The organism is Exiguobacterium sp. ERU653, assembly GCF_018617775.1.
Classification (GTDB): domain Bacteria; phylum Bacillota; class Bacilli; order Exiguobacteriales; family Exiguobacteriaceae; genus Exiguobacterium; species Exiguobacterium marinum.
In genome coordinates this window covers 1-24,097 of record NZ_JACSKV010000002.1, presented here as the reverse complement: position 1 = coordinate 24,097, position 24,097 = coordinate 1, and the positions used below count along the sequence as shown (strand labels likewise).

Genomic DNA, 24,097 nt, shown 5'->3' with positions numbered 1-24,097 from the left:
TGAGGCTACCTATTTTTCTTTTTCGTTATTTGTGCTAAACCTCACAGCGCATGCTATCACCATCCATTACACTAGTGGATGAAGGAGTGATAGGTGATGAAATGGATGATTCCAACACAACATGGGGCATGGTCGATGCTCATTTTACCGTTTGTTCTTGGAGGAACGGTCGGAGGATGGACGTGGACACATATGCCTTTTGCCATTGCATGGCTATTTGTTTATATGGGAACATTCTTCTTGTTCCAATACATCAAACAACGTAAGAAATCGCGTGAGCTTTTACGCACAGTGATGATCTATCTGATGATTGCTACATTATCCATCATTCCAGTCCTATGGATGCAATGGAGTCTCATCTGGTTCGCTTTTGCGATGATTCCATTCGGTCTCGTGAACGCTTACTTTGCCAAAATCAAAGATGAGCGAAACGTGTGGAACGACGTCAGTGCCGTCACGTCATTCTGTATCGGAGGAATGGCGAGTTATTACCACGGAACACACGTCTTTGATGAAACGATTATATGGGTATTCGTTTTACCATACCTCTATTTCCTCGGAAGCATCTTTTTCGTCAAGACGATGATCCGTGAAAAGCAGAGCCTCACGTATCGAAACCTTTCGTGGGGATATCATATGTTACTAATCATCGTTTTCATTACACTAGGTTATCCTCTACTCGCATTGGCTTATGCACCAAGCCTGGTACGCGCTGTTTGGTTCCACGGCAAAAAGATCCCAATCATGAAGATTGGGATTGTGGAAATCGCTAACTCGATTTTTGTATTAACGTGGCTCGCGACATATCTCCTGATTTAGTTTGTAGATGACGAAGTACTCGCGAGGACGGCAGCAGTCGTAGCAGCGGTCGCCGCTTGTTGCATCGCGAGCAGGTGAGCGAATGTGCCGTGAAGCAATAAATCGTTCGCTTCTCCAGTAGTGATGTGGTCGGCTGCCACAAGTTGAAGCGCGACGAGCACGCTATGTGTATTGAACCAGCGCTGCTTGTCTTTTTCCACATCCACAATTTCTTTTACGGCGTGTATGGAATCCATGTTCGGCTCTGTCACGATGCTAAGTAGGGCGAGCGCAGGCAAGTGTTCACGACGGATGGATACTTCTACTTCCTCTAAGTGCGACTTCCAAGTGAGCAATCGTGACACCGCTTCTTCTGGAGAAGAGTCGCTGAATGTCAGTAAATGAGAGACGAGTTGCAGTTCGTTTGACTTCGGAAGTCGGTCTTTCAATAATGTATAGTGCTGCTCGATACGTTCATTTAAATCGATGATGTCGTCAAACGCTTGAACGAGTACGAGTGCTGATAACAAATCTTCCTCACTCGTCAACCAGGGATGATGTTGCTTAAACGTTTGGTACAGGTCCGTCGCCTCATCGAGTCTTTGCTCAGGGTGATCTACATTGATCAGTTGATTCGCTAAAAAAGGACGCAATGAACTGAAGCGGAAGTGTTTACGGTCGAGCAATGTATCAAGTCGGAGCGCCTCATCGATCGCAGTTCCGATGTCTTCGTACTTAGCGTCGAGAAACGAAAGCCACACGAGGTTTTGGCTACCTCTGAACTTTGAGAATATCTTTGTTTTTTGTTTCAATGTATCACGTGCGTCTGAAAATCGTGATGCATCGAACGGGGTATCGTGAATCGCGTAATGAATGGCCATTAAGCGCCGGAAGTCATCTGTCAGTTCCCATTTCGTCGCTTCTTTGATGGCATCTAGTGCCTCTACATATCGTTCATAACGTGTCATGTCGAATCGCCTCCTTGGTCAACCATACGAGATGGAGTAGAAAGATGTTTCAAAAAAGCCGCCACGGAAAAAATCCGGGCGGCTTTTCATTATTGTACTTGTGTATACAATTTTTGCATGTACTCGTTCACTTCATCGGCCGCTTGGAACATCATGAATGAATGTTGCAAGATGATCTCTGGTGAGAAACCGAGGTCGAGGTCGAGTGTAGATGCGAGTGTGACATCACGATCGCTGTCGAGTACGCAGCGGAAGTATTTGAACTCCTGGTTGAACTCGTTCAAGGCATTGAGAATCGGTAAATCTTCTACATAGTCTGGGACGTGCGTGACGGTCGCAGCGTACAACTCAGCGTCTGTCGTCTTTTTGTTAAAAGCGATAATCATAACGGGCTGAGCCCCGGATTTTGTTGTTTCACGCGTCAAAAACGTGACGTGCGTTTCAGTGTCGCTCTCTTTGAACGTCATATTGCGTTCAGCGGCGAGCGCTTTAAATGATTCTACTTTTTCTTCGAAGTTCACAAGGAAATCCCCCTTAGTAAGTCGTTACTCTAACTTTCCCCCATTTGAACAGGGAAAGCAAGGGGAACTAGCGTTTCATCAACATTTTAATGGCTTCTTCTACCGTTTCTGACGTATCTTCACCATCTTCCTGAGCTGTGATGATGCACTGCTCTAAATTCTTAGCCACGATGATTGTCGAAGCGCGATCGAGCGCGGATCGGGCGGCACTTAATTGCGTCACGACATCGCGACACTCTTTCCCTTCTTCCATCATACGGATGATGGCGCGAATTTGTCCTTCCACGCGTTTCATGCGATTCAATACTTTTGCATCGTATACATACGGTTCCATATCATTCACCTCTATAGGAAAAATTGTTCAGTTACCCAACTATTTATTGTGTAGGCTCATCTTAATACATGGGGGAGTATGTGTCGAGCACCAACTACTTTATGAAGGTGTGATGAAAAATTCTACATTTCGTCAAACTTATTTCTTGCATTTGAATACCTAAGGGGGTATATTAATGACGTGGAAGCGAAATGTTCAACAAATCACAAACTTGTTGGACGCCAGCTACCAAGCCGAATGGTATAGATTGAATCGAAAAGGAAAGGTAGATCAGTTATGAAAGCATCCGCTTTAAAACGTCAGATGGACTTTGAAGTGCCTGTAAACATCGTCGACGTACGTGAACGTGACGAGTTTGAAGAAGGTCATATCGAAGGTGCAAAAAACTATCCGTTATCAGAAATCACCACTTGGATTGATACACTCGATCCTGCTGAAGAATATGTCGTTCTTTGCCGCTCTGGTGCACGTAGCACGCAAGCAACTTGGCAAATGGAGGCAAAAGGCTATAAAGTGGTCAATATAGAAGATGGCTTGATGAGTTGGCCAGGAGAAGTCGTCAGAGGAGGAAATGGACAATGAGTAAAAAAATCGTAATCGTTGGTGGAGTAGCAGGTGGTGCATCTGCAGCAGCACGTCTCCGTCGTTTAAATGAAGAAAACCAAATTGTCATGTTCGACCGTGGGGAGTATATTTCATTCGCGAACTGTGGTCTTCCATACTACATCGGAGACGTCATTCAAGATCGTCAAAAATTGCTCGTTCAAACAGTTGAAGGAATGAACAAACGTTTCCAACTCGATATCCGCAACTTGACGGAAGTGACAAAAATCAACCGTGACGAAAAAACGGTGACGGTGAAACACGTCCAAACCGGTGAAACGTATGATGAGTCATATGATGTACTCATTTTATCACCGGGGGCGAAACCGATTCGTCCGAACATTCCTGGAATCGATGAAGCAGAAGATATTTTCACACTACGTAACATCCCGGACACGGATAAAATTCGTAGCTATGTTGATGACAAAGCACCGAAACACGCGACAGTAATCGGTGGGGGCTTCATCGGGATTGAGATGGCGGAAAACTTACGTGAGCGCGGCGTTGACGTCACACTCGTCGAGATGGCAGACCAAGTCATGACGCCACTTGACCGCGAGATGGTCGCTCCAATTCATGAACATATGCGCCTTCACGGTGTCGAACTTCAATTATCAGACGGTGTTTCTTCATTCTCTGAAAAAGGGAAGAAAGTACATTTGACAAGCGGTCGCGTCATCGATACGGATATGGTCATCATGTCAATCGGTGTCATCCCTGAATCGACGATTGCACGGGAAGCGGGCCTTGAGACAGGTACGCGCGGCGCGATTCGTGTCAACGAAAAAATGCTCACATCAGATCAAAATATTTATGCAATCGGAGATGCCGTCGAAGTACTCGACTATGTCTTCCAAGAACCAACCGTTGTACCACTCGCATGGCCAGCGAACCGTCAAGGACGTCTTGTGGCGGATATCATTAATGGTCGTGACGTTAAATACAACGGAACGATGGGAACAGGAATTGCCAAAGTGTTTGATATGACGGTCGCATCGACAGGATGGAACGAAAAACGTTTGAAAGCGGCTGGTAAGACTTATGAAGCCGTCCACGTGCACCCGGGTTCGCACGCAGGGTACTATCCAGGATCGACACCAGTTTCGCTCAAACTCTTGTTCCACCCGACAACGGGTGAGATTTACGGTGCGCAAGGTGTCGGCATCAATGGAGTCGACAAACGTATCGATGTCCTTGCCACAGCGATGAAAGGTGGTTTGACAGTTCTTGACCTTCCGGATCTCGAACTCAGTTACGCTCCACCATTCAGTTCAGCGAAAGATCCGGTCAATATGATCGGCTATGTCGCTTCGAACGTCGTGCTCGGCGACAACGAAGTCGTACATTGGGATGAAATCGATGAGCTCGTGAAAAATGGAGCGACATTGCTTGACGTGCGTGACGAATCAGAACATGAACTTGGGAAGATTCCAGGATCAATCAACGTTCCGTTGAATTCATTACGTGAAAACTTAGACAACTATGACCGGAATGAAACAATTTATGTAACGTGCCAAGTCGGTCTTCGTGGATATCTCGCATCACGAATCTTGCGTCAAAACGGATTCAAAGTGAAGAACTTGAGCGGTGGCTACAAAACGTGGTCACAAATCAATCGTGATTTCGAGGCGCTTGAAGAGGAGAACACATCAAATGAAACTGCAGCAACCGTTGTAGAGGAGGAGTCAGCACAGATGACGAATGCACCAATTGGTGAAGCGGTTATTTTAGACACGTGTGGTCTACAATGCCCGGGACCAATTCTGGAAGTGAATAAGAAAGTCGCAGACCTCGGAGAAGGCGAAACGCTCCGCGTACTCGCAAGTGATCCAGGATTCTTCGCTGATATCGAAGCGTGGGCGAAGAAGACAGGCAATAAGCTCGTCTCGAAACAATTTGTTAACGGACGAGTCGAAGCCATCCTTCAAAAAGGACAAGGTCCGGCTGCTCCGCAGGCGGGCGCTCCAACAAAAGACGGTGCGTCAATGGTCGTCTTCAGTGGAGACCTTGACCGTGCGCTCGCATCCCTCATCATTGCGCAAGGTGCTGCAGCGATGGGTAAAGACGTGACGATGTTCTTCACATTCTGGGGACTCAATGTCATTCGCAAACCGGACGCACCGGAAGTGAAGAAACAAGGCCTTGAAAAAATGTTCGGTATGATGATGCCAGGACATGCCGGCGAACTTCCGCTCTCGAACATGAACTTCGGTGGTGTCGGTCAAAAAATGATGAAAAAAGTCATGAGTGACAAGAATGTTCCTTCTGTCGAAGAAATGATCAAGTCGGCGCAAGAGGCGGGCGTAAAAATGGTAGCTTGCACGATGTCGATGGACGTCATGGGAATCAAAGAAGAAGAGTTGATTGAGGGAGTCGACCTTGGTGGTGTTGCGGCATATCTTGGCGCAGCAGAAGACGGCAACTTGAACCTCTTTATCTAAATATGAAATATTTAACGAATCGGGTTGCGATGAGCAATCTGATTCGTTTTTTTTTTTTTTTGCAAGATTCGATTTGGTCAAATAGTCCATCATGCAAGAAAGTGAATTAATATTGCAATTTTCGTATAATTTACCTATAATTCTACTCATGTTAAAAAAGTTGACATGACTTTTTTGTTAAGAGTTTTAGAATGATGGAGGATTAGTATGGAGAAATTGGTAGAGAAGCTTGTTTCGCAGGCGAACGATTTGTTGTGGTCGCAAGTGCTCATCGTTGTACTTGTCGCATTAGGTCTTTATTTTACGGTTCGTATGGGGTTCGTCCAGTTCCGTATGATTCCTGAAATGTTCCGTCTTTTGTTTAAAGAAGGGGCGGCGCGTGAGAAAGGACAAGTATCTTCTTTCCAAGCGTTCGCAATCGGAACGGCGGCACGTGTCGGAACAGGTAACATTGCCGGTGTGGCGACAGCGATTGCGCTCGGTGGTCCAGGGGCGGTCTTTTGGATGTGGCTCATTGCCTTGATTGGAGCAGCATCTGCATTCGTCGAAAGTACATTGGCACAAGTGTATAAGATTCGTGACGGACGCACATGGCGCGGGGGACCGGCTTATTATATGGAACGTGCGCTTGGTCAACGTTGGCTCGGTGTTTTATTCGCAATTTTGATTACGTTCGCATTTGGATTTGCATTCAACTCGGTACAGTCGAATACGATTTCACTCTCTGTGAGTAATCAATTTGGGATCAGTACAACAGTCGTTGGGATTGTCCTTGCGATTGTGACGGCCGTTGTCGTCTTCGGTGGGATTCAATCTATCGCACTCTTGTCGAGTATCATCGTTCCAGTCATGGCAGGTGGCTATATCCTACTCGCGATTTGGATCATGGTGACAAATGTCAATCTCCTACCAGACGTCTTCAGCCTCATCTTCTCAGAGGGAGTCCTCGGAATCGAGCAACTCTTCGGTGGTGCGATCGGTGCGATGGTGCTTCAAGGGATTCGTCGTGGTCTCTTCTCGAACGAAGCAGGTATGGGTTCTGCGCCGAACGCCGCTGCAACAGCGGAAGTGTCACACCCTGTCAAACAAGGATTGATTCAATCGTTTAGTGTCTTCGTGGATACATTACTCGTCTGTACATCGACAGCGATGATCATCTTGATTTCAGGAGTAGCAGGTTCAGAATCGTTTGCAGGTGTCGAACTGACACAAGCTGCATTGACAGCAGAAGTCGGTCCGGTAGCGACATCGTTCTTGACGATTGCAATCTTCTTATTCGCTTTCAGTTCGATTCTTGGAAACTATTATTACGGAGAGACGAACATTCAGTTCATCTCAGATAAAAAAATCTACGTCACGCTCTATCGCATCGGTGTCGTCGGAATGGTCTTGTTTGGTGCGGTCCGTTCTGCAGGTCTCGTCTGGTCGATTGCGGACGTGTTCATGGGTCTCATGGCACTCGTGAACTTGTATGCGATCTTCCGCTTGGCGAAGGTGGCTCGCGCCGTTCTCGATGACTACTTGTTACAACGTCGAGCAGGAGAAGACCCGGTCTTCTATGTCGACTCGGTTGAGAACCTTCCTGGCCGTGAATATATCGAAGCTTGGGAGAGCGAACCAGAAGAACAACAAACAGGAACAAATCGTTTTTGATGTAGGAAACCGTCTACGAATTTAAGTAGGCGGTTTTTTTACATATACAAGACGGGTAATGTCATAAAAAAGGGGGCGTTCATGTATGGAGACGACGCATTATGTACGTGTTTCCCCAGAAGTATGGGTATCGTTCAACCAAGAACCGGAGATGATTTTAGACTGGTTGATTCATATGCATGAGCAATATCGGGATCGGGACGACACGCTGACGCTTCCGAATGTGGAACCGTTTCAACGCGTGCTCAGTCAAATCGAAGTGTATATCGATGGGGCGGACACATACAATATGGAAATGGCACTCGTTGGCGAGGAGTTGATTGTGAATGAAGCGCAGGCGGTCGTTGTCGGTATACTGACTCCTCAATTGCTTCACATCGTCAAAGACACGTTGCATGCGTTCGGACGAGATGACGTGAAAGACATGGCGCTCGTGGCAAAAGATGAGTTCGAGACGATTTGGGAAGACTGGACCCGGTTGCAACAGTTCTGTGAGACGGCCGTGTCCCGAGAAGAGTTTGTCTTAATTTATTATGAGTAAGGATGGACCTGATGTGATACCATGTAAAAAAATGGTATAAAGGGGATTCGCTCATGGACGTGATTGGCACACTCATCTGGATCGGCATTCTGATTAACCCGTTTCTTGCGTATCAAACGGGAGTCAAATCACTTTATCGCATCACGCTTATCTCATTCACCGTCTTCTTGGTGACATGGGGGTATGCTGTGACGGGCGGGCTGGTGCCTGTCCTATTTGACACGGCTTGGAACGTTCTACTCGCCGCTTATATTGGTCTATTGGTGTTGAATAGCTATCTCGTCAGCAAACGGTTTGTTCCGAAGATGACATGGATTCGTTTTGGTGTGATCGCACTGATTGGATTTGGTGTCAGTCAAGCGTGGTTGGGAATGAGTACAGGGGAGTGGACGCGATCATTCTTCATGGACGGGGATTTCTGGATGATGAGCGTCATAGTATCGCTCCTGATCCTGCTTCTCGTCACGATGAAGACGTTAGACCGTCGAATAGAAGCATGAAAAAATCCCGAAACGAGCCATCTCGTTTCGGGATTTTAATTATTTCAAAGCTGTCTCGAGTGCCTTGACGTTTTCACGCATCAAGTCGAAATAGCTCTTATCCATCTGTTCTTTTGTGACCGATTCCAAGTTGTAAATCGTCACGCTTTCTGCGCCGATTTCTTGCTTCACGACCTCAGCAACTTTTGGTGTGACCGTGTCTTCAAAGGCAATATAGTTCAAGTCGTGGAGACGAGCCTCTTCAATGATTCGTTTGAGGGCTTGTTGTGATGGTTCTTCAGAAGGTGTGAGTCCGGCGATTGGTAATTGTTCGAATCCATAGCGTTCAGCTAAATAGCCATAAGCGGCATGCGTTACAAGAAGTTCTGATTTCGTCCCGTTTTCGACCGCTGCTGCCAATTCACTATCTAGGGAGTCCGTTTCTTCTTTGAATGCACTTAAGCGATCCGCAAACTCGTCTTTATAGTCCGGGGCCTCTTCACTGAGAGCTGCTTCAACGGCTTCCGCCATTGTAAAGGCGTTCATTGGGTCGAGCCAAACGTGAGGGTCGTATTGTCCGTGGTCGTGATGGGCATGCCCGTCTTCCGAGTGTCCATCTTCTTCATGAACATGAACGGTATCAGTTGCATCGAGCAACGCCACGTTCTCCGCTGTTTTAACGAAGGTGACGTTCTGTCCATCTAAACTCTTCTCCATTGATTCGACATATGGCTCTAAATCGTGACCAATCGTCAAAAAGAGATCGGCTTCAGCAATTTGAGTCATCTGCTTAGAAGTGGGTTCAAATGTGTGCGGGTCTGCTCCGGGTGGGATGACCATTTCGACGTTGACTTGATCTCCGCCAATTTCTTCAGCTATTGACTTTAAAGCGAAGGTCGAGGCATACACCGTCAATTTGTCGCCCGTTGATTCCGTTGTGTTATCTCCTTCGGTATTACCGCAAGCTCCAAGTAGAAGCGTCCCGGCAGCGACGGCACCTAGCCATGTCTTTTTCATCTTTCATCGTCCACCTTTCAAAAATTATCTGAATATTAAATCGTAACAATTACGTTTTATGACTGCGATTAATATTATAGTGTGCCTTTCGAAGCACGTCAAGTCCGACTTCTGATGGATAGATTTTTGAAAAAAACGGGAATATGATTAAAAAAAGGGACGAGGAGTGGATTGTATGAGAAAGGAGACTGCCTGGTTTGTAGGTGGTGCGGCGATTGCTGCCGCGACTGCAGCCGGGGCTAGCGTGTGGAGTCAGTATGGGTCACTTGTCAGATGGCAAGAACCCGAATTGCCGATTCGACCGACAACACGCCGGCGTCACACGTACACGTATAAAATTGTCAACGATCGTCCGCTCCAATTTGATTTATATCTCCCTCCAGGTGAAGGTCCATTCCCGGTAGCGGTCTATGCACACGGGGGAGCATTTGTCAGAGGGGACCGGAGCATGGTGACGTTGTTTCATCCGTTACTCGATCACTTTTTAGGGAAAGGAATCGCTGTCGTCAGTATCGATTATCGCTTATTTGAAGATGGGGTGTATTTCCCTGATAATATCTCCGATGCTTCAGATGCACTTTGCTATTTGAAGAAACACGAGTCGTTGTTGATGCTTGATACACAGCAATTACTCGTGTGGGGCGATTCTGCGGGAGCGGCTTTGTTGCTCGCGACAGCACTCGATCGTCACAAACAATTTGTAGGTGAACTCGGGGATGACCTCCCAGAAATCAAAGGGGTTATCGCCTTGTATCCACCAACAAACTTTTTATTATTCAAGTTCATTCAGACGTGGTTGGCTCATTTGAAATTCTATGAAGGAAGCCGTGAGGAGTGGCGTGAACTGATGGTGAAATGTTCACCCGTTTCCCATTTATACGCTGATGCACCGCCAATCTTATTGTTACATGGGAAGAAAGATCCGATTGTGCCATTTGGCCAGGCGCTTCACTTCGTCGAACATGCGAGTGATGTCGGTGCGAACGTCCAACTCATTTCATTTCCTAATGGAACGCACTCACTTGCAAGTTTCCTGCAATCGGACAATCCAATCAACGAAAAGCAACTTATGGCACGCATCAACCGTTTTATTGATGAATGCATGGTATGACGTTGCGATTTTTAGGGAAGATGGTACGATGAGTGATGATTGAAAGTATAAGGAGTGGAAGTAGTGACAGAGTTATGTTTAGTCAGGCACGGTCAGACCGATTGGAATCGTTTAGAAATTATTCAAGGGCGCGAAGATAATCCTTTGAATGCACTCGGACGTCAACAGGCCGAAGAGAGTGCAGCTTTTTTAAGTCAAGAACAGTGGGACATCGTCGTATCTAGTCCCTTATCGCGTGCGGTTCATACGGCAGAAGCGATTGCGACGTCATGTGGTATTGAGCATGGGGCGATTCGTTTAGATGAACGGTTTATTGAACGTGAATTTGGAGCGGCATCGGGACAGCCGGTAAAAGGCATTTATGAGGCTGTTCAAGCTGATGATCAGGAGCGCCTTCCTGGCCTCGAGTCGGAAGGTGAGATGCGTGCCCGTGTTTTAGAAGGAATGAAACATTTGGTCGACACATATCCAGGCAAGCGCATCATTGTCGTCTGCCATTCACATGCAATCAAAGCAGCGCTTTCAGCGATTGATGACACATACACGTTCCGTCATGCGATGCGGAACGCCTGCTCGAACTATATCATCCATCAACATGGTCAGTTTGAGGTGAAGGCAGTCAATGTAGCTGACCATATCACCGATCCGGCCATTATGAAATGAGGAGAATGTCATGACGACCTTATTATGGGTATTTATTATCGCATCATTTGTAGTCGCTTTTGCCGGACTCATTTACCCAGTCATTCCGAGTGTCCTATTCTTGTTTATCGGTTACATGATTTATGGGTTTGGTTTCTCATTTGAGCCACTGACTTGGACGTTCTGGGTATGGCAATCCGTCTTCCTCATCTTTTTGTTTGGGGTTGACTATGTCGTTACCCGGGCAACGGTGGACAAACGAGGTGGCTCGGAACGAGCGAAATGGGGCGCGACGATCGGCTTGATTGCCGGACCTTTCATATTCCCGCTCGTCGGAGTCCTTATTTTCCCGTTCATCTTCGCATTTTTGGCAGAATTGACGCTCGGGAAGACGACACGCGAGGCATGGAGTATCGGCGTCGGGACGGTTCTCGCCTTTCTCGGCAGCACGTTGTTAAAAGTTATCGGAATGACGATGATGGTCATCTTGTTCTTTATCTACGTGTGAGGCGGAGGTTATTTCTCCGTCTTTTTTTGTTTGAAGGGTCCAAGGTTGTGGGGAAATAAAAATAAGGTCATTCGATTATTCGAATGACCCAGTTTTGACTAATTGATTAAAGGCGAAACGGCTGAACGTTTGCTGCAGCTCGACTTTCTTCTCGAAGAAAGCTGGTTTCAAATTCGATGTGGCAACCCCATCTTGAATCAAGGAATCAAGCACTTGTTTCGTAGCATCCTGTTTCGGGATCAACATAAGTCCCTCGGCGACGAACGTATGATGATCGTTCAAAGCGCGTTCGCTCGTGAACGTCAAGGCGAGCGCAGCCGGGGCATTCGTCCGGGACGTGATGATTGCCTCGGCGAGGATAAGAATTCGTTTGTTTAAGTAGTGATGGAGCGTGACCGCGGACTCGGTCGGTACGAGCATCTCGAGTAGCCACTCAGAGTCGTGTTCTTTGGAGATGATCAATCCGTCGAGCAAATCGATTGGTAAGTTCAGTTCATTGCCGTATTCGTCTTGAACGAGACGGACTTGGACGAGGCGAAACGTTTTCATAGGATCGTTCCTTTCCGCGTTTTCTTTAGACCATCTTAACATAGTATGATGAATAGAATATGTTAAGATAACGGGGAAGAAACAGAAAAATAGAGAGTGAGGGAGGCATCAAGATGAGTTGGGTTGTTGGCGTAATCGGTTATGTGACGATTCTGGCGATTGTCTACTATGGTGTCCTTTTCTTCAAAGTGAAAGGGGAGCGGAGTCGGGCCGGCTATCGAATCTTTCTTTTGCTTGCCGGACTGTTTTTAGTCAGTGGGAGTGATTATATCATTGCACTGTTCCAAGGGGACACCGAAGCTACGTTTTGGCAACGGACTGTCTATTTTGTCTTGATATTGCTCTCTTTGTCGATGGCGCTTTACTTTCGGAGAAAAGAAGATCAAAGCCAAGCGGGCGAGATGACGATGGTATAAAAAAGGTTGTGGGAATGCACCCACAACCTTTTTTATTTTGGAACTCGCGTTTTGCGAATCATATCAAGTTTTAGATCCCAAAGTGGTTTACTGAACGTCACCGAGTAAACTTCCGGCAGGCGAAGGCGTTTATACTCTTCCCAAAGACCGTTCATCTGCTCATGGTGGTAAGTACGAATCTCGGTCGTGCTCGGTAGGTCATATACTCGTTTCCCATCGAGGAAAACTGGCTGCAACAAGCGTTTGACGTTGAAGTTACGTGTCTTGATTTTAAAGGCTGGGTCACGGACATCGATTAAGTCGATTTCTGTGTATGAATCAACCGGTTCGTCAGAAAGGGCGATGTAATCGCCTTTGAACATTTTCGTTTCCTTGTCGATGATCCGGTACAATTCTTTTTTATGAGGCGTCGTCGTCTTCACTTTGGAAGAAGATACTTTGATGACCGGTTTCAACTCTCCGGTCTCATCTTCTCGTGCGACGAGTTTATATACCATACCAAGTGCCGGCTGTTCATAAGCTGTGATCCCACGCGTCCCAACGAGGAACGTATCGGCTTCGGCGCCCTGCATTCGTAAGTCTTGGATGACGTACTCATCTAAATCACCAGAGACGACGATTTTAACATAGTCGAGACCGGCTTCATTCAATGCTTTCCGGGCACGTTTCGACAGATAGGCGAGGTCTCCGGAGTCGAGTCGTACAGACTTGAGGCGGTGTCCGTTTGCCTCAAGTTCTTTCGCGACCGTGATTGCGTTCGGAAGACCGGATTTAAGAGTATCGTATGTGTCGATGAGAAGGCTCGTGTTGTCTGGGTACATCTCAGCGAATGAACGGAATGCGCTCAATTCATCATCATGGAACTGAATGTCCGCATGTTCCATCGTCCCTCCTGTCGGTACATCGAAATCACGTCCGGCAGAGACGAGGCTTGTCACATCGAAACCTGCGATGTAAGCGGCACGTGTGCCGTAATAGGCGGCATCGACCCCTTGCGCGCGACGTGCGCCGCCTTCAAGGAGTGTTTCGTTCGGTGCAGCTTGGCGAATCCGTGCATATTTCGTAGCGATAAGTGATTCATGGTTGGCGATATTGAGGAGTGCCGTCTGGAACAACTTTGCCTCAAAGATGGTCGACTCAATCCGGACGACTTGTTCGTGGGGGAAGATGATTTCTCCTTCGCGGACACTATATAGTGAACCAGTGAACTTGAAATTCCGTAACACATTCTCAAACTCGTCTTCGAATCCAAGTTGTTTTTTCAAGTAGGCGATATCTTCTTCGGTAAACGATACGTTCTCTAAATAATGGACGATGTTCTCGAGTCCAGCAAAAACAACATATCCTCCACTAAATGGATTCGAGCGGTAGTAAAGGTCGAAGACGACTTTTTCGTTATGACGACCTTGCTTCCAGTAGATATACATCCAACGTGGAAGGTAAAGGTCCGTATGAAGTGCTAAATTGCGATGTAACATATATTTTCCTTTCTGTTTTACGTCACTTTCCGACGACGGTCGCACCGAGTGTCGTGACGAAATGTTCGAGCGCCCATTCGTGACCGACCGGATTAAAACTTTGGACGGCGTCGGCGTGGACGACGATTTGATAACCAAGATTGTAGGCATCTACGGCTGTGTGGAGCACGCAGATGTCCGTACAGACACCGACAAGATGAACTTCTGTGATGCCGCGTTCCCGAAGACGCAAGTCAAGGTCCGTTCCGGCAAACGCGCTATACCGTGTCTTATCAATCCAGTGGTCTGCCGTTTTGGATGCTTCTTTCACAGCTCCGTACAATTCACGACCTTCTGTCCCACGGATATTGTGAGGTGGGAACAACGTCGTTTCCGGATGGAAGGTGTCGCCTGCATCATGGACATCGTTTGCGATGACGACATAATCCTCTGTCGAGAACGTTTCAATCAACGTGACAATCCGTTCTTCAATCTCTTGCCCAGGTTTCCCGCAAGTCAAACGACCACTGTCTGCGATAAAATCAAATGTATAATCAATAACAATCAATGCGCGCATAGGAGATGCTCCTCTCATAATCAAAATGATGGCTATCCATCTCATTCTAAATCATTATACATCATGCGCGGAAGATTATTTTTCTTCGGTTTGGGTAGAATAAGACAAGTAGACCGTATAGGGAAAGGGGATTGTGACGATGGTATTATCACAAAGTGAATTGACAGACGAACTGTCACGCTTAAGAGGTTGGCAAGAAGTGAATGGGGAGATTCAAAAGACTTACCGCCTTGAAACGTTCCCGGAAGCCATCCAATTCGTACATCTAGTAGCGGATTTGGCTGAGTCACTCGATCATCATCCAAACATCTTAATCGAGTATCGGGATGTAACTTTGACCGTATCGACTCATGACGAAGGTGGTATCACGGAGAAAGACATTACACTCGCGAAAGGGTGTGAAGGACTTGTCTAAACTTTATATGACGTTCGCGTCAGGTAGCGTGGCGGAGCGCCTTCGGAAAGAACCGGGTGTCATCGCGGCGAATGGACATGAGACGATTTTACTCGCGGAGGGAGACAAATCCCCGTTCAAAAGTGGCAAAGTGTTTGAAATTGAAGAGGCATCAGGGGAATTCGTGAAAAAAGGAAACATCTTGTATGCGAACATCCCGGCAGATGAGAATGCCCGTTCTCTGTTATTTCATCAACTATTGACTGAAAAGGCGCCCCTCGGTGTCGGGCATGAAGGTTTTTCGGCTTACCGTCTCGGGGTCGACCCGGACGACCACCATGCTGTCGTCTTCATTCAGTTCACGTCTGGTGGAAAACACTTCCGAGATACGGCGGATTACGCAGTCTTCGAAGACCGGTTGAAACGGACCGTGGAACAACGTGGGTCAGGTCCTGTCATAAAACACTATGTCGTCACCGAGTCAGATAATCTATAATAAAAGATAACGTCATGTTAGGGGAGGATTTTTATGAACAAGAATTATTTCTGGTTGGGGATGGCTGCGGGTGCAGTAATCGGCGCAGCAGCATCACTTCTCCATAGCGAAACGCGCGATCAACAAGTAAGACAATTAAAAGGCATTAAGTCGAAGTTGAAGTCATCGAATACATCGACAGAAGCCCATGCAGTCGGTCTTCAAGCCTCATCGAAAGGGAACTTGAAAGATCGTGTCATGGAATGGAAATCGCTCTACGAAGAAAACCAAGATACGATTCAAAACCTTGTCGAAGACGTGAAGGATTTAGTCGACGTGCTTCAAGAGGCTCGTCATAAAAATCAAATTTAAGCAAACGGCCAAGCGATTTCGCTTGGCCGTTTTTTGTATCTTTGTCATAGGAATTGTGCCAATAATCCGAAGATGGCTAGTCCGATAATAATGTAGAAAAACCACTTTCCATCCCCAGAATGAATAACAGGGGGTGCGTACGAGCGTTGCTTATACTTTCCATAGCGAGCGGGCCGTGTATACGGAACGGCAAACCGTGAGAGTGGTAGGGCAAGTAAAAATCCTGAGAGGAAACCATACACATGCCCCCAAAGCGACACATTTGAACCGATTAATGTGAAGACAGCGCTGATAGCAACGAAGATATAAACCAAGCGGGCATCCTGGCTATACATCAACGTGCGACGGAAGCGGCCGATGAACACGTAAAATCCGAGAATGGCCAAGATTGCACCTGACGCACCAGCTTGTAGATAAAATAAATTGCTGACGGTGAAGTAGGTGAGCAAGTTGGCAAGAGCTCCGGCCAATACATAAAACAGGGCAAATTTCACATGACCGACCATTCTTTCCATCGCTGGCCCAAAGATGATCAGCGCGAACGAGTTGAACAATAAATGGCCGAGACTTAAATGAATAAAGTTGGCCGTGACCAAGCGGTACCATTGTCCGTCCGCGAGTGCCAAATGGAACGACCCACCCGTCGCCACGATTCGTAAACCAGGAGCGAAAGAATCGATGACAAACACAAGGAGTTGGATTACAATGAACAGCGTTACGAGTGGATATGCCCGTACAAACGTTTGTACATTTTCAGTACGACTAAACATAACATCACCTCTTTCCTCAATTGTATAAGGAAACGAGGAAAAAAGGAAAGGAGCGAGTGTCCTGTGATTGTAGGAATCGGAATCGATATCGTCGAGCTTGATCGGATGGCTCGCTCGATGAAACAACCGCGTTTTTTAAAGCGCCTGCTCACCGAAGCGGAATATGAGTTTATTCAACAGTACCCGCTACCGCGTCAAATCGAGTTTGTCTCAGGTCGTTTCGCCGCAAAAGAGGCTTATGCCAAGGCGGTTGGCACCGGCATTGCACACGGTTTATCGTGGCGTCATATTGAAATTTTACCAGATGAGACAGGACGGCCTGTCATGACCGCACCGTTTTCAGGTCGGATTCATGTCAGCATCAGTCATAGTCAAGCGTATGCGGTCGCGCAAGTCATCTTAGAAGAGGAGGGGCAACATGTTTCGTCCTAGTCGAATCGAGATTGATCGGGCGGCCATCGCCCATAATATAAAAGAATTATCAACACGTATCCCACAAGACATCATGGCGGTTGTCAAAGCGAACGCCTACGGTCACGGGGCGGTTGAAGTAGCGGAGATTGCACTTGAGAATGGGGCAACGATGCTTGGGGTCGCTTTACTTGAGGAAGCGATTGAGCTTCGCGATGCTGGAATCACGGCACCCATTCTCGTTATGGAGGCGCAATTCCCTGAATATGCCGGAGCTGCGGCAGAACGGGGCATCACGTTGTCCGTCTTTTCAGCCGAATGGTTAAAAGAGGCAACTCCTTATATAGAAGAAAAGCCCTTGAAGGTTCACATCAAAGTCGATACAGGGATGGGACGTCTCGGTCTGCGCACCCGTGAACAGTTGGATGCCTTACTAGAAGAAGCGACTGACTCGATTAGGGTGGAAGGGATTTACACCCATTTCGCGACAGCCGATGAACTAGATAGCGACTTGTACTATACGCAACAAGAGCGATTCGAACGGTTGATGGCGGGTCTACACGAGCGATTCCGTTATATTCATACGTCTAACTCAGCCGGAGCCATCCGAATGGCGGCTCAAGATGTTCCTTACAACTTGGTTCGTGTCGGTATCGCGCTTTATGGATTATATCCGTCAGGTGAGATGGAGACGTTCTATTCATTTCTGCGCCCAGCTTTCACTTTGAAAAGTCAGCTCATGCAGGTGAAACAACTTGAGGCAGGTCAAACAATCAGTTACGGCGCGACCTATACGACGTCGGCCGATGAATGGATCGGTACGGTCCCGGTCGGTTATGCGGACGGTTGGTTACGGAAGGCGAGCGGATTTGAGGTCGAGGTGGATGGCGTTCGTTGTCCAATCGTAGGGCGCGTCTGCATGGACCGTTTCATGATTCGTCTCCCAAAAGAGTTCCCAGTCGGTACGGATGTGACACTCATCGGTGGAAATGTCGCCATTGATGAACTCGCGTCACATCTAGGAACCATCAACTATGAGATTGTCTGTCAATTTACGAGCCGATTGCCGCGTCGCTATGTGTGAATCAAAAATCGTGTGAAATTATCTGAATTCTTTCTCGAATTCTCTATATTTTCCCATTCCTGCGTGTTATATTGATAAAGAACGCGGGAGATTTTCCGCCAGTCCATGAAACGATTCTGGAGGTGTAAGATGTTGAAGCAGCGAACTGCGGGTGCGCTAGCATCCGTCCCAGATCGGTTCTCGCAACAAGGGGGTCCGATTTCGATGAAAGACCGTGAAACACTGTCCTTGAACGATGTAGTGACATACTTGTCTAAAGAAATTGCTGATCGACAACAAACACTGCGTGAAGAATTGGCGAAAGGCTATCAAGAGATGGCCGCGTTTAACTTGAATATGGCAGAAGAGATGCTAACGATTGAAGCCGAAGCCGAACATGCTCTCTTACGTCAAGTAAGTGGGGTGTGAGCAGAGTGATCGTAAAGCGTGGTGACGTATTTTATGCGAATCTGTCGCCCGTAGTCGGCTCAGAGCAAGGTGGCGTTCGACCCGTTCTCATCGTACAGAACGACATCGGCAATCGCTTTAGCCCGACCGTCATTGTCGCTGCGATTACAGCTCAGATTCAAAAAGCAAAACTGCCGACTCATGTGGAAGTATATCAAGAGAAGCACGGACTCGAACGAGACTCTGTGATTTTACTTGAACAGATTCGAACGATTGATAAGCGTCGTCTGACGGATAAAGTCACTCATCTCGATGATGAGACGATGCATAAAGTTGACCGAGCGCTAGAGATTAGTATGGGATTGATCCCGCTCTAGCCTTACATAGATCAAGACTGGTACATAGGTATCGGTCTTTTTTTAAAATATTTTTTAAGAAAATGGTTTAAAATTTCGTCAGAGGGGAATTAAAATTAATCGTACTCAATTTATCTGTACGGACATTTAGGAGGGAATAGACAATGGATTTAGCGATTCGCGAGCAAGTCATTGGAGAACAATTACACCTTTACGTATCCGGGGAAGTGGATACATATACTGCACCAAAATTGAAAGAAGTATTGCATCCGGCCATCAGTGAACAAGATGTGGTCGTTCATTTAGACGAAGTGGAGTATATGGACTCGACAGGTCTTGGTGTATTCGTTGGGGCATTGAAGATTGCCACGCGTAACGAAAAAGAGTTGTCACTTGTCGGGGTCACGGATCGAGTCAATCGTCTATTCGAATTGACGGGTCTTCACAAACTTCTTTCTATTAATTCGAATGTAAGAGGTGGCACGCAATGAACAATGTTGAACAGACGGTCATGACGTTCCCGGCCAAACCAGAATATGTCGGTGTGGTTCGATTAGTCGTTTCAGGAATCGCTAACCGTATGGGATATACGTACGACGAGATCGAGGATATTAAAATCGCGGTCTCGGAAGCATGTGGCAATGCCGTGCAACATGCTTATGAAGAACATCAGGATGGAGAAGTCAAACTCTCGTGTGGCGTGTATGCAGATCGTCTTGAAATCACGATTGAAGATTCAGGCAAGACGTTCGCGGATGATGTGAAGCGTCAAGCGACTCCGGTCGAAGAGACGACGGAAATTGAATCGCTCCGCGAGGGAGGACTTGGTCTCTTCCTTATCGAAGCGTTAATGGATGATGTCTCGATCAATAAAGACAACGGTGTCAAAGTGACGATGACAAAACTCCTTAACAGGGACGAGGTGGATCAGAGTGCCAGCAAAATCTCAACAACGCCATCACAGTGATGATGAGGTACTAGAGTGGATTGAACGCTACCAACAAGATGACCAAAACGAAGAAGTGCAAATGCTACTCATCAATCGCTATTCAGACCTCGTCGAAGCGCTCGCTCGCAAATTCTCGCGAGGACGGGCGATTCACGACGATCTCGTACAGGTTGGGATGATTGGATTACTAGCGGCACTTCGTCGATTTGACCCAGAGTTTGGTCGTAGCTTCGAATCGTTTGCCGTCCCGACCATCATCGGAGAAATCAAGCGATTCATCCGCGATAAAACATGGAGTGTCCATGTGCCACGTCGGATTAAAGAGCTCGGACCGAAAATTAAGAAGACAGTCGAAGAGTTGACGACTGAATTGCAACGTTCTCCGCGAATCGATGAGATTGCCGATCATCTTGGCGTATCAGATGAAGAAATTCTCGAAACGCTTGAGATGGGCAAGAGCTATCAGGCTTTGTCAGTCGATAGTTCAATTGAAGCGGATAACGAAGGCAGTACGGTCACACTACTCGATTTAGTCGGTAGCCAAGAACGTGGGTATGAATCAGTCGATCAACGTCTCATTTTAGAAAAAGCGTTCAACGTCTTAAATGAGCGGGAACGTGCTATCTTAGAATGTGCCTACTATAAGAACATGAGCCAAAAAGAGACTGGAGAACTTCTCGGCATCTCGCAGATGCACGTCTCCCGTTTGCAGCGGCGAGCACTCGAAAAGCTGCGTGAAGCCATCAAAGTCCCACTCAATGAAGTATTCTCAAGCGATGACTAATCGAGTCGTCGCTTTTTTGTTTGAATGTTTGCTACACTTTGGAAGAGATCAAAAAAGGAAGTGATTCAAGTGATTGCGAAAGTGGCTAAAGCGTTAAACTTGAAAGGGAACCAAGTTGAGACGGTACAACAGCTTGCGTCTGAAGGGGCGACCATTCCGTTCATGGCCCGTTACCGGAAAGAAATGACGGGAAATCTGGATGAAGTCGAAATCAAAGGGATTTTAGACGCCCTTCAATATGAAGAGAGTCTACAAAAACGTAAAGCGGATGTCCTTGCCAAATTAGAAGAGTTGGAAAAGAACACGCCTGAATTAACGAAAGCATTAGAGGTGGCGACGACACTTCAACAAGTTGAAGACATCTACTTACCGTATCGTCCGAAACGACGCACGAAAGCGGAACAAGGTCGCGAGAAAGGGTTGCAACCACTCGCAGACTGGTTCCGTGACAAGTCACTTTATTCATCAGAGGCGTTAAAAGAACGCGCTCAAGACGTCGAAGTAGAAGAAGCGTTGCCACTCGTTCGTGCCATCATCGGGGAGGAATGGGGCGAGGAAGCGAAACTGAGACAGATGCTCCGTGACCGCGTACGCAAAGAAGGGCTCTTGCGCTCGAAGAAGAAAAAACAAGCGGAGGACGAGAAAGAGATTTTTGCACAGTACTATGAATATGAAGAAAAAATCGCTGGCATCGTCCCACACCGTGTACTCGCCTTGAACCGTGGAGAACGTACCGACGTTCTTCAAGTAAAAGTGATATTTGACGAGACGCGCTTCATGGATCAGACCCTCCGTACATATGAACGACTGCCGAAAGAGAAGCGTGAAATTGTCGAAGCGGCTGTGATAGAGGCTTATAAAAAATCTGTCTTCCCGGCAATTGAACGGGAGATTCGTGGTGAGTTGACAGAGAAGGCAGAAGAACAAGCAATCGATGTCTTCTCGAAAAACTTAAAGCAGCTCTATATGCAGCCACCTCTTCGCGAAGTAGTCGTCTTAGGGATTGATCCGGCATATCGGACGGGTTGTAAGTGGGCAGTCGTTAACGAAATCGGAAAAGTCGAAGAAGTCGGTGTCTTTTATCCGACGGCACCGAAACATGATATCGCTGGAGCCGAGAGAGTGTTGACGAGACTCGCGAAGGAATATCCGATCTCGGTCATCGTCGTCGGGAACGGGACTGCGTCACGCGAGACAGAACAATTCGTCGCCGACTGGTTGAAGAAAGCAGAGCGTGACATCGCTTATGCGATTGTGAACGAAGCAGGGGCGAGTGTGTATTCGGCATCGGAAGTCGCACGAAGCGAATTTCCGGACTTAAAAGTCGAGGAACGGTCAGCCGTCTCGATCGCACGCCGAATCCAGGATGCGATGGCGGAACTTGTCAAAGTCGACCCGCAATCAGTCGGTGTCGGACAATATCAGCATGACGTGAGCCAGAATAAACTGAAGGCATCCTTAGAATTTGTCGTCGAAAGCGTGGTCAACATGGTCGGAATTGACGTCAACCGTGCCTCCGAGTCTTTATTGACATACGTATCGGGACTTAACAAGACGACGGCAAAAAATATTGTGTCATACCGTGAAGAGAATGGACGCTTTGAAACGAGAAAGGATATTAAGAAGGTGCCACGTCTCGGAGCAAAGGCGTTCGAACAAGCGGCTGGGTTCTTGCGAATCATGAACGGGAAGGATGTTCTTGACCAAACTGAGATTCATCCGGAAAGTTACCCGCTCGCGTTATCGATTCTAAAAGAAATCGGCTCCTCTAAATCAGAGGTTGGAACAGCCGAGCTTCGAGAACGTCTACAGCAAGTCGACGCACGTGCATTGAGTGAGCGATTAGATGCGGGTCTTCCGACAGTAGAGGACATTTTAAAATCATTAGCCAAACCGGGTCGTGACCCGCGTGAAGATATTCAAAAGCCGTTACTACGAACAGATGTTATGAGCCTTGAAGATCTTAAAGTAGGGATGGAATTCCAAGGAACTGTCCGAAACGTCATTGATTTCGGTGCATTTGTCGATATCGGCGTGAAGCAGGATGGACTAGTCCACATTTCGAAATTGTCGAATCGTTACGTGAAGCATCCGCTTGATGTCGTTTCGGTCGGTGACATCGTAACTGTATGGATTGAACAAGTCGATGTGAATCGTGGACGAATTAGTTTGACGATGCTTACGCCGAACAGTTAAGACGATGCTTACGCCGAACAGTTAATAAGAAGAAACTCGGAGCAGGTAAAATGTTTTTCATTTTGCCTGCTTTTTTTTCAGAAAAAGTGTTGACGGTCTTTTTATGCCGTGATATCTTATAGAAGTCGCCGAGAGACGACATGCGAAATAAACGTTTTTCTAAGAAAATGATTGACAGGTTTCTGGTTTGCGGTTACAATATAAATCGTTACTTCGATAAGTTCAAGCAACGTTCCGCAATAGCTCAGTGGTAGAGCAACCGGCTGTTAACCGGTAGGTCGTAGGTTCAAATCCTACTTGCGGAGCCATTTTATTTTGGAGACGTACCCAAGAGGCTATAAGGGGCTCCCCTGCTAAGGGAGTAGGCTGGGAAACCGGTGCGAGGGTTCGAATCCCTCCGTCTCCGCCACTTAAAATTACTTAGAAGACACATAATATCGGCCCGTTGGTCAAGCGGTTAAGACACCGCCCTTTCACGGCGGTAACACGGGTTCGAATCCCGTACGGGTCACCATATATGGAGGATTAGCTCAGCTGGGAGAGCACCTGCCTTACAAGCAGGGGGTCGGCGGTTCGATCCCGTCATCCTCCACCATTTCAAATAAAAACGTAATCTGGTCTTGTGGTGTAGGGGTTAACATGCCTGCCTGTCACGCAGGAGATCGCGGGTTCGAATCCCGTCAAGACCGCCATTTACGTTGGGCTGTAGCCAAGTGGTAAGGCATCGGATTTTGATTCCGACATGCGAAGGTTCGATCCCTTCCAGCCCAGCTTTTATTTGAGTCATTAGCTCAGTTGGTAGAGCATCTGACTTTTAATCAGAGGGTCGCAGGTTCGAGCCCTGCATGACTCACCATTTTTCTTTTAACTTTATACGCTGCGGTCGTGGCGGAATCGGTAGACGCGCTAGGTTGAGGGCCTAGTGGTGGTTAACACCGTGGAGGTTCAAGTCCTCTCGACCGCACCATACGCACCCTTAGCTCAGCTGGATAGAGCGTTAGACTACGAATCTAAAGGCCGGGAGTTCGAATCTCTCAGGGTGCACCATTCTTTTTTATGGGCCTATAGCTCAGCCGGTTAGAGCGCACGCCTGATAAGCGTGAGGTCGGTGGTTCGAGTCCACTTAGGCCCACCATTTAAACTGACGAACTTTGAAAACTGAACGATGAGGCAAAAAAAGTTTTACAATTTTTGAATGAAGCGCAAGCTTCGTCAATTTAAGAGCTATATCAAATTCTTTGGAGAGTTTGATCCTGGCTCAGGACGAACGCTGGCGGCGTGCCTAATACATGCAAGTCGAGCGC

The 24,097-nt window shown here is 47.2% G+C and carries 29 protein-coding genes, 10 tRNA genes and 1 rRNA gene; 32 read left to right on the top strand and 8 right to left on the bottom strand.

What is annotated here, in order from left to right; all coding sequences use genetic code 11:
• Nucleotides 1-96: 96 nt before the first annotated feature.
• Nucleotides 97-819, top strand: a complete 723-nt coding sequence (locus KNO95_RS10120; RefSeq protein ID WP_214878951.1) for a YwiC-like family protein — start codon at nt 97-99, stop codon at nt 817-819.
• Here KNO95_RS10120 and KNO95_RS10115 read toward each other — a convergent pair.
• From KNO95_RS10115 to KNO95_RS10105, 3 genes are all read right to left on the bottom strand, one after another.
• Nucleotides 816-1,766, bottom strand: coding sequence for a DUF4003 family protein (locus KNO95_RS10115; protein WP_214878949.1), 951 nt, complete (start codon nt 1,764-1,766; stop codon nt 816-818). The genes KNO95_RS10120 and KNO95_RS10115 overlap by 4 nt on opposite strands.
• 89 nt (nt 1,767-1,855) lie before the next feature.
• A complete protein-coding gene (locus KNO95_RS10110; RefSeq protein ID WP_026824494.1) occupies nt 1,856-2,287 on the bottom strand; it encodes a type III secretion system chaperone family protein in 432 nt (143 codons plus the stop codon).
• Nucleotides 2,288-2,354: 67 nt separating this feature from the next.
• Entirely contained in the window at nt 2,355-2,621 is a 267-nt protein-coding gene (locus tag KNO95_RS10105; protein ID WP_026824493.1) for a metal-sensitive transcriptional regulator, read from the bottom strand.
• A gap of 276 nt (nt 2,622-2,897) precedes the next feature.
• Between KNO95_RS10105 and KNO95_RS10100 the strand changes: the two genes are divergently transcribed.
• From KNO95_RS10100 to KNO95_RS10080, 5 genes are all read left to right on the top strand, one after another.
• Nucleotides 2,898-3,203 carry a rhodanese-like domain-containing protein gene (locus KNO95_RS10100; protein ID WP_026824492.1) on the top strand — a complete coding sequence of 102 codons (306 nt, stop codon included), beginning with the start codon at nt 2,898-2,900 and terminating at the stop codon, nt 3,201-3,203.
• Nucleotides 3,200-5,665 (top strand): CoA-disulfide reductase, encoded by a 2,466-nt coding sequence (locus KNO95_RS10095; RefSeq protein WP_214878947.1) that lies wholly within the window; start codon nt 3,200-3,202, stop codon nt 5,663-5,665. The genes KNO95_RS10100 and KNO95_RS10095 overlap by 4 nt, the downstream gene beginning before the upstream one ends.
• 207 nt (nt 5,666-5,872) lie before the next feature.
• The gene (locus tag KNO95_RS10090) at nt 5,873-7,318 is read left to right on the top strand and encodes an alanine/glycine:cation symporter family protein (protein ID WP_214878945.1); all 1,446 of its coding nucleotides are present in this window, start codon (nt 5,873-5,875) and stop codon (nt 7,316-7,318) included.
• Between the two features lie 85 nt (nt 7,319-7,403).
• Nucleotides 7,404-7,859 carry a hypothetical protein gene (locus KNO95_RS10085; protein ID WP_214878943.1) on the top strand — a complete coding sequence of 152 codons (456 nt, stop codon included), beginning with the start codon at nt 7,404-7,406 and terminating at the stop codon, nt 7,857-7,859.
• A gap of 53 nt (nt 7,860-7,912) precedes the next feature.
• Nucleotides 7,913-8,359 carry a hypothetical protein gene (locus tag KNO95_RS10080; RefSeq protein ID WP_214878940.1) on the top strand — a complete coding sequence of 149 codons (447 nt, stop codon included), beginning with the start codon at nt 7,913-7,915 and terminating at the stop codon, nt 8,357-8,359.
• Nucleotides 8,360-8,398: 39 nt separating this feature from the next.
• Here KNO95_RS10080 and KNO95_RS10075 read toward each other — a convergent pair whose 3' ends face one another.
• Nucleotides 8,399-9,355, bottom strand: coding sequence for a metal ABC transporter solute-binding protein, Zn/Mn family (locus KNO95_RS10075; protein WP_214878938.1), 957 nt, complete (start codon nt 9,353-9,355; stop codon nt 8,399-8,401).
• 175 nt (nt 9,356-9,530) lie between these two features.
• On the opposite strand from KNO95_RS10075, the gene KNO95_RS10070 reads away from it, so the two are divergent.
• The 3 genes from KNO95_RS10070 (at nt 9,531) to KNO95_RS10060 (ending at nt 11,616) form a co-directional block, all read left to right on the top strand.
• Nucleotides 9,531-10,466: an alpha/beta hydrolase gene (locus KNO95_RS10070; protein ID WP_026824486.1), complete on the top strand. Its 936-nt coding sequence runs from the start codon at nt 9,531-9,533 to the stop codon at nt 10,464-10,466.
• A gap of 63 nt (nt 10,467-10,529) precedes the next feature.
• A complete protein-coding gene (locus KNO95_RS10065; protein ID WP_214878935.1) occupies nt 10,530-11,129 on the top strand; it encodes a histidine phosphatase family protein in 600 nt (199 codons plus the stop codon).
• Between the two features lie 10 nt (nt 11,130-11,139).
• Nucleotides 11,140-11,616 (top strand): DUF456 domain-containing protein, encoded by a 477-nt coding sequence (locus tag KNO95_RS10060; RefSeq protein WP_214700984.1) that lies wholly within the window; start codon nt 11,140-11,142, stop codon nt 11,614-11,616.
• Between the two features lie 75 nt (nt 11,617-11,691).
• Here the strand turns inward: KNO95_RS10060 and KNO95_RS10055 are convergent, their stop codons facing one another.
• A complete protein-coding gene (locus tag KNO95_RS10055) occupies nt 11,692-12,165 on the bottom strand; it encodes a YwpF-like family protein (RefSeq protein WP_026824483.1) in 474 nt (157 codons plus the stop codon).
• Nucleotides 12,166-12,278: 113 nt separating this feature from the next.
• Here KNO95_RS10055 and KNO95_RS10050 point away from each other — a divergent pair, with 113 nt between their 5' ends.
• Nucleotides 12,279-12,581: a hypothetical protein gene (locus KNO95_RS10050; protein ID WP_026824482.1), complete on the top strand. Its 303-nt coding sequence runs from the start codon at nt 12,279-12,281 to the stop codon at nt 12,579-12,581.
• 32 nt (nt 12,582-12,613) lie between these two features.
• On the opposite strand, the gene KNO95_RS10045 is transcribed toward KNO95_RS10050, so the two are convergent.
• Together KNO95_RS10045 and KNO95_RS10040 are read right to left on the bottom strand one after the other, a co-directional pair.
• Nucleotides 12,614-14,059, bottom strand: a complete 1,446-nt coding sequence (locus tag KNO95_RS10045; protein ID WP_214703765.1) for a nicotinate phosphoribosyltransferase — start codon at nt 14,057-14,059, stop codon at nt 12,614-12,616.
• Between the two features lie 22 nt (nt 14,060-14,081).
• A complete protein-coding gene (locus KNO95_RS10040) occupies nt 14,082-14,615 on the bottom strand; it encodes a cysteine hydrolase family protein (protein ID WP_026824480.1) in 534 nt (177 codons plus the stop codon).
• A gap of 139 nt (nt 14,616-14,754) precedes the next feature.
• On the opposite strand from KNO95_RS10040, the gene KNO95_RS10035 reads away from it, so the two are divergent.
• Genes KNO95_RS10035 through KNO95_RS10025 form a run of 3 tightly spaced genes read left to right on the top strand, consistent with a single transcriptional unit; the run spans nt 14,755 to nt 15,856 of the window.
• On the top strand, nt 14,755-15,030 hold the full coding sequence (locus KNO95_RS10035) for a 4a-hydroxytetrahydrobiopterin dehydratase (RefSeq protein WP_214703768.1): 276 nt from the start codon (nt 14,755-14,757) through the stop codon (nt 15,028-15,030).
• The gene (locus KNO95_RS10030) at nt 15,023-15,505 is read left to right on the top strand and encodes a hypothetical protein (protein WP_251125153.1); all 483 of its coding nucleotides are present in this window, start codon (nt 15,023-15,025) and stop codon (nt 15,503-15,505) included. The genes KNO95_RS10035 and KNO95_RS10030 overlap by 8 nt, the downstream gene beginning before the upstream one ends.
• A 33-nt stretch (nt 15,506-15,538) precedes the next feature.
• Complete coding sequence (locus tag KNO95_RS10025; protein WP_026824477.1) at nt 15,539-15,856, top strand: hypothetical protein; 318 nt, start codon at nt 15,539-15,541, stop codon at nt 15,854-15,856.
• A gap of 44 nt (nt 15,857-15,900) precedes the next feature.
• Here the strand turns inward: KNO95_RS10025 and KNO95_RS10020 are convergent, their stop codons facing one another.
• Nucleotides 15,901-16,626, bottom strand: coding sequence for a rhomboid family intramembrane serine protease (locus tag KNO95_RS10020; RefSeq protein WP_026824476.1), 726 nt, complete (start codon nt 16,624-16,626; stop codon nt 15,901-15,903).
• A gap of 63 nt (nt 16,627-16,689) precedes the next feature.
• Here KNO95_RS10020 and acpS point away from each other — a divergent pair, with 63 nt between their 5' ends.
• The 19 genes from acpS to KNO95_RS09925 all read left to right on the top strand — a co-directional run.
• Entirely contained in the window at nt 16,690-17,058 is a 369-nt protein-coding gene (gene acpS / locus KNO95_RS10015; RefSeq protein ID WP_026824475.1) for a holo-ACP synthase, read from the top strand.
• A complete protein-coding gene (alr, locus tag KNO95_RS10010; protein WP_214878933.1) occupies nt 17,045-18,121 on the top strand; it encodes an alanine racemase in 1,077 nt (358 codons plus the stop codon). The genes acpS and alr overlap by 14 nt, the downstream gene beginning before the upstream one ends.
• 129 nt (nt 18,122-18,250) lie before the next feature.
• Nucleotides 18,251-18,529, top strand: coding sequence for a hypothetical protein (locus KNO95_RS10005; RefSeq protein ID WP_026824473.1), 279 nt, complete (start codon nt 18,251-18,253; stop codon nt 18,527-18,529).
• A 5-nt stretch (nt 18,530-18,534) separates the two neighbouring features.
• Entirely contained in the window at nt 18,535-18,885 is a 351-nt protein-coding gene (locus KNO95_RS10000) for a type II toxin-antitoxin system PemK/MazF family toxin (protein ID WP_026824472.1), read from the top strand.
• A gap of 143 nt (nt 18,886-19,028) precedes the next feature.
• Entirely contained in the window at nt 19,029-19,355 is a 327-nt protein-coding gene (locus KNO95_RS09995) for an STAS domain-containing protein (protein ID WP_015880558.1), read from the top strand.
• The gene (gene rsbW, locus KNO95_RS09990; RefSeq protein ID WP_026824471.1) at nt 19,352-19,831 is read left to right on the top strand and encodes an anti-sigma B factor RsbW; all 480 of its coding nucleotides are present in this window, start codon (nt 19,352-19,354) and stop codon (nt 19,829-19,831) included. The genes KNO95_RS09995 and rsbW overlap by 4 nt, the downstream gene beginning before the upstream one ends.
• The gene (gene sigB / locus KNO95_RS09985; protein ID WP_015880560.1) at nt 19,797-20,597 is read left to right on the top strand and encodes an RNA polymerase sigma factor SigB; all 801 of its coding nucleotides are present in this window, start codon (nt 19,797-19,799) and stop codon (nt 20,595-20,597) included. The genes rsbW and sigB overlap by 35 nt, the downstream gene beginning before the upstream one ends.
• Before the next feature lie 24 nt (nt 20,598-20,621).
• On the top strand, nt 20,622-22,793 hold the full coding sequence (locus KNO95_RS09980; RefSeq protein WP_051545916.1) for a Tex family protein: 2,172 nt from the start codon (nt 20,622-20,624) through the stop codon (nt 22,791-22,793).
• Nucleotides 22,794-23,026: 233 nt separating this feature from the next.
• A tRNA-Asn gene (locus KNO95_RS09975) sits at nt 23,027-23,101 on the top strand.
• A gap of 9 nt (nt 23,102-23,110) precedes the next feature.
• Nucleotides 23,111-23,202, top strand: a tRNA-Ser gene (locus KNO95_RS09970).
• A 30-nt stretch (nt 23,203-23,232) separates the two neighbouring features.
• A tRNA-Glu gene (locus KNO95_RS09965) sits at nt 23,233-23,307 on the top strand.
• A 5-nt stretch (nt 23,308-23,312) separates the two neighbouring features.
• Nucleotides 23,313-23,388: transfer RNA gene (locus KNO95_RS09960), tRNA-Val, on the top strand.
• Between the two features lie 21 nt (nt 23,389-23,409).
• Nucleotides 23,410-23,485: transfer RNA gene (locus KNO95_RS09955), tRNA-Asp, on the top strand.
• Between the two features lie 7 nt (nt 23,486-23,492).
• A tRNA-Gln gene (locus KNO95_RS09950) sits at nt 23,493-23,564 on the top strand.
• Between the two features lie 9 nt (nt 23,565-23,573).
• Nucleotides 23,574-23,649: transfer RNA gene (locus KNO95_RS09945), tRNA-Lys, on the top strand.
• Nucleotides 23,650-23,672: 23 nt separating this feature from the next.
• A tRNA-Leu gene (locus tag KNO95_RS09940) sits at nt 23,673-23,760 on the top strand.
• Between the two features lie 3 nt (nt 23,761-23,763).
• A tRNA-Arg gene (locus tag KNO95_RS09935) sits at nt 23,764-23,840 on the top strand.
• An 11-nt stretch (nt 23,841-23,851) separates the two neighbouring features.
• A tRNA-Ile gene (locus KNO95_RS09930) sits at nt 23,852-23,928 on the top strand.
• 100 nt (nt 23,929-24,028) lie between these two features.
• Nucleotides 24,029-24,097, top strand: a 16S ribosomal RNA gene (locus KNO95_RS09925); the annotation flags it as partial.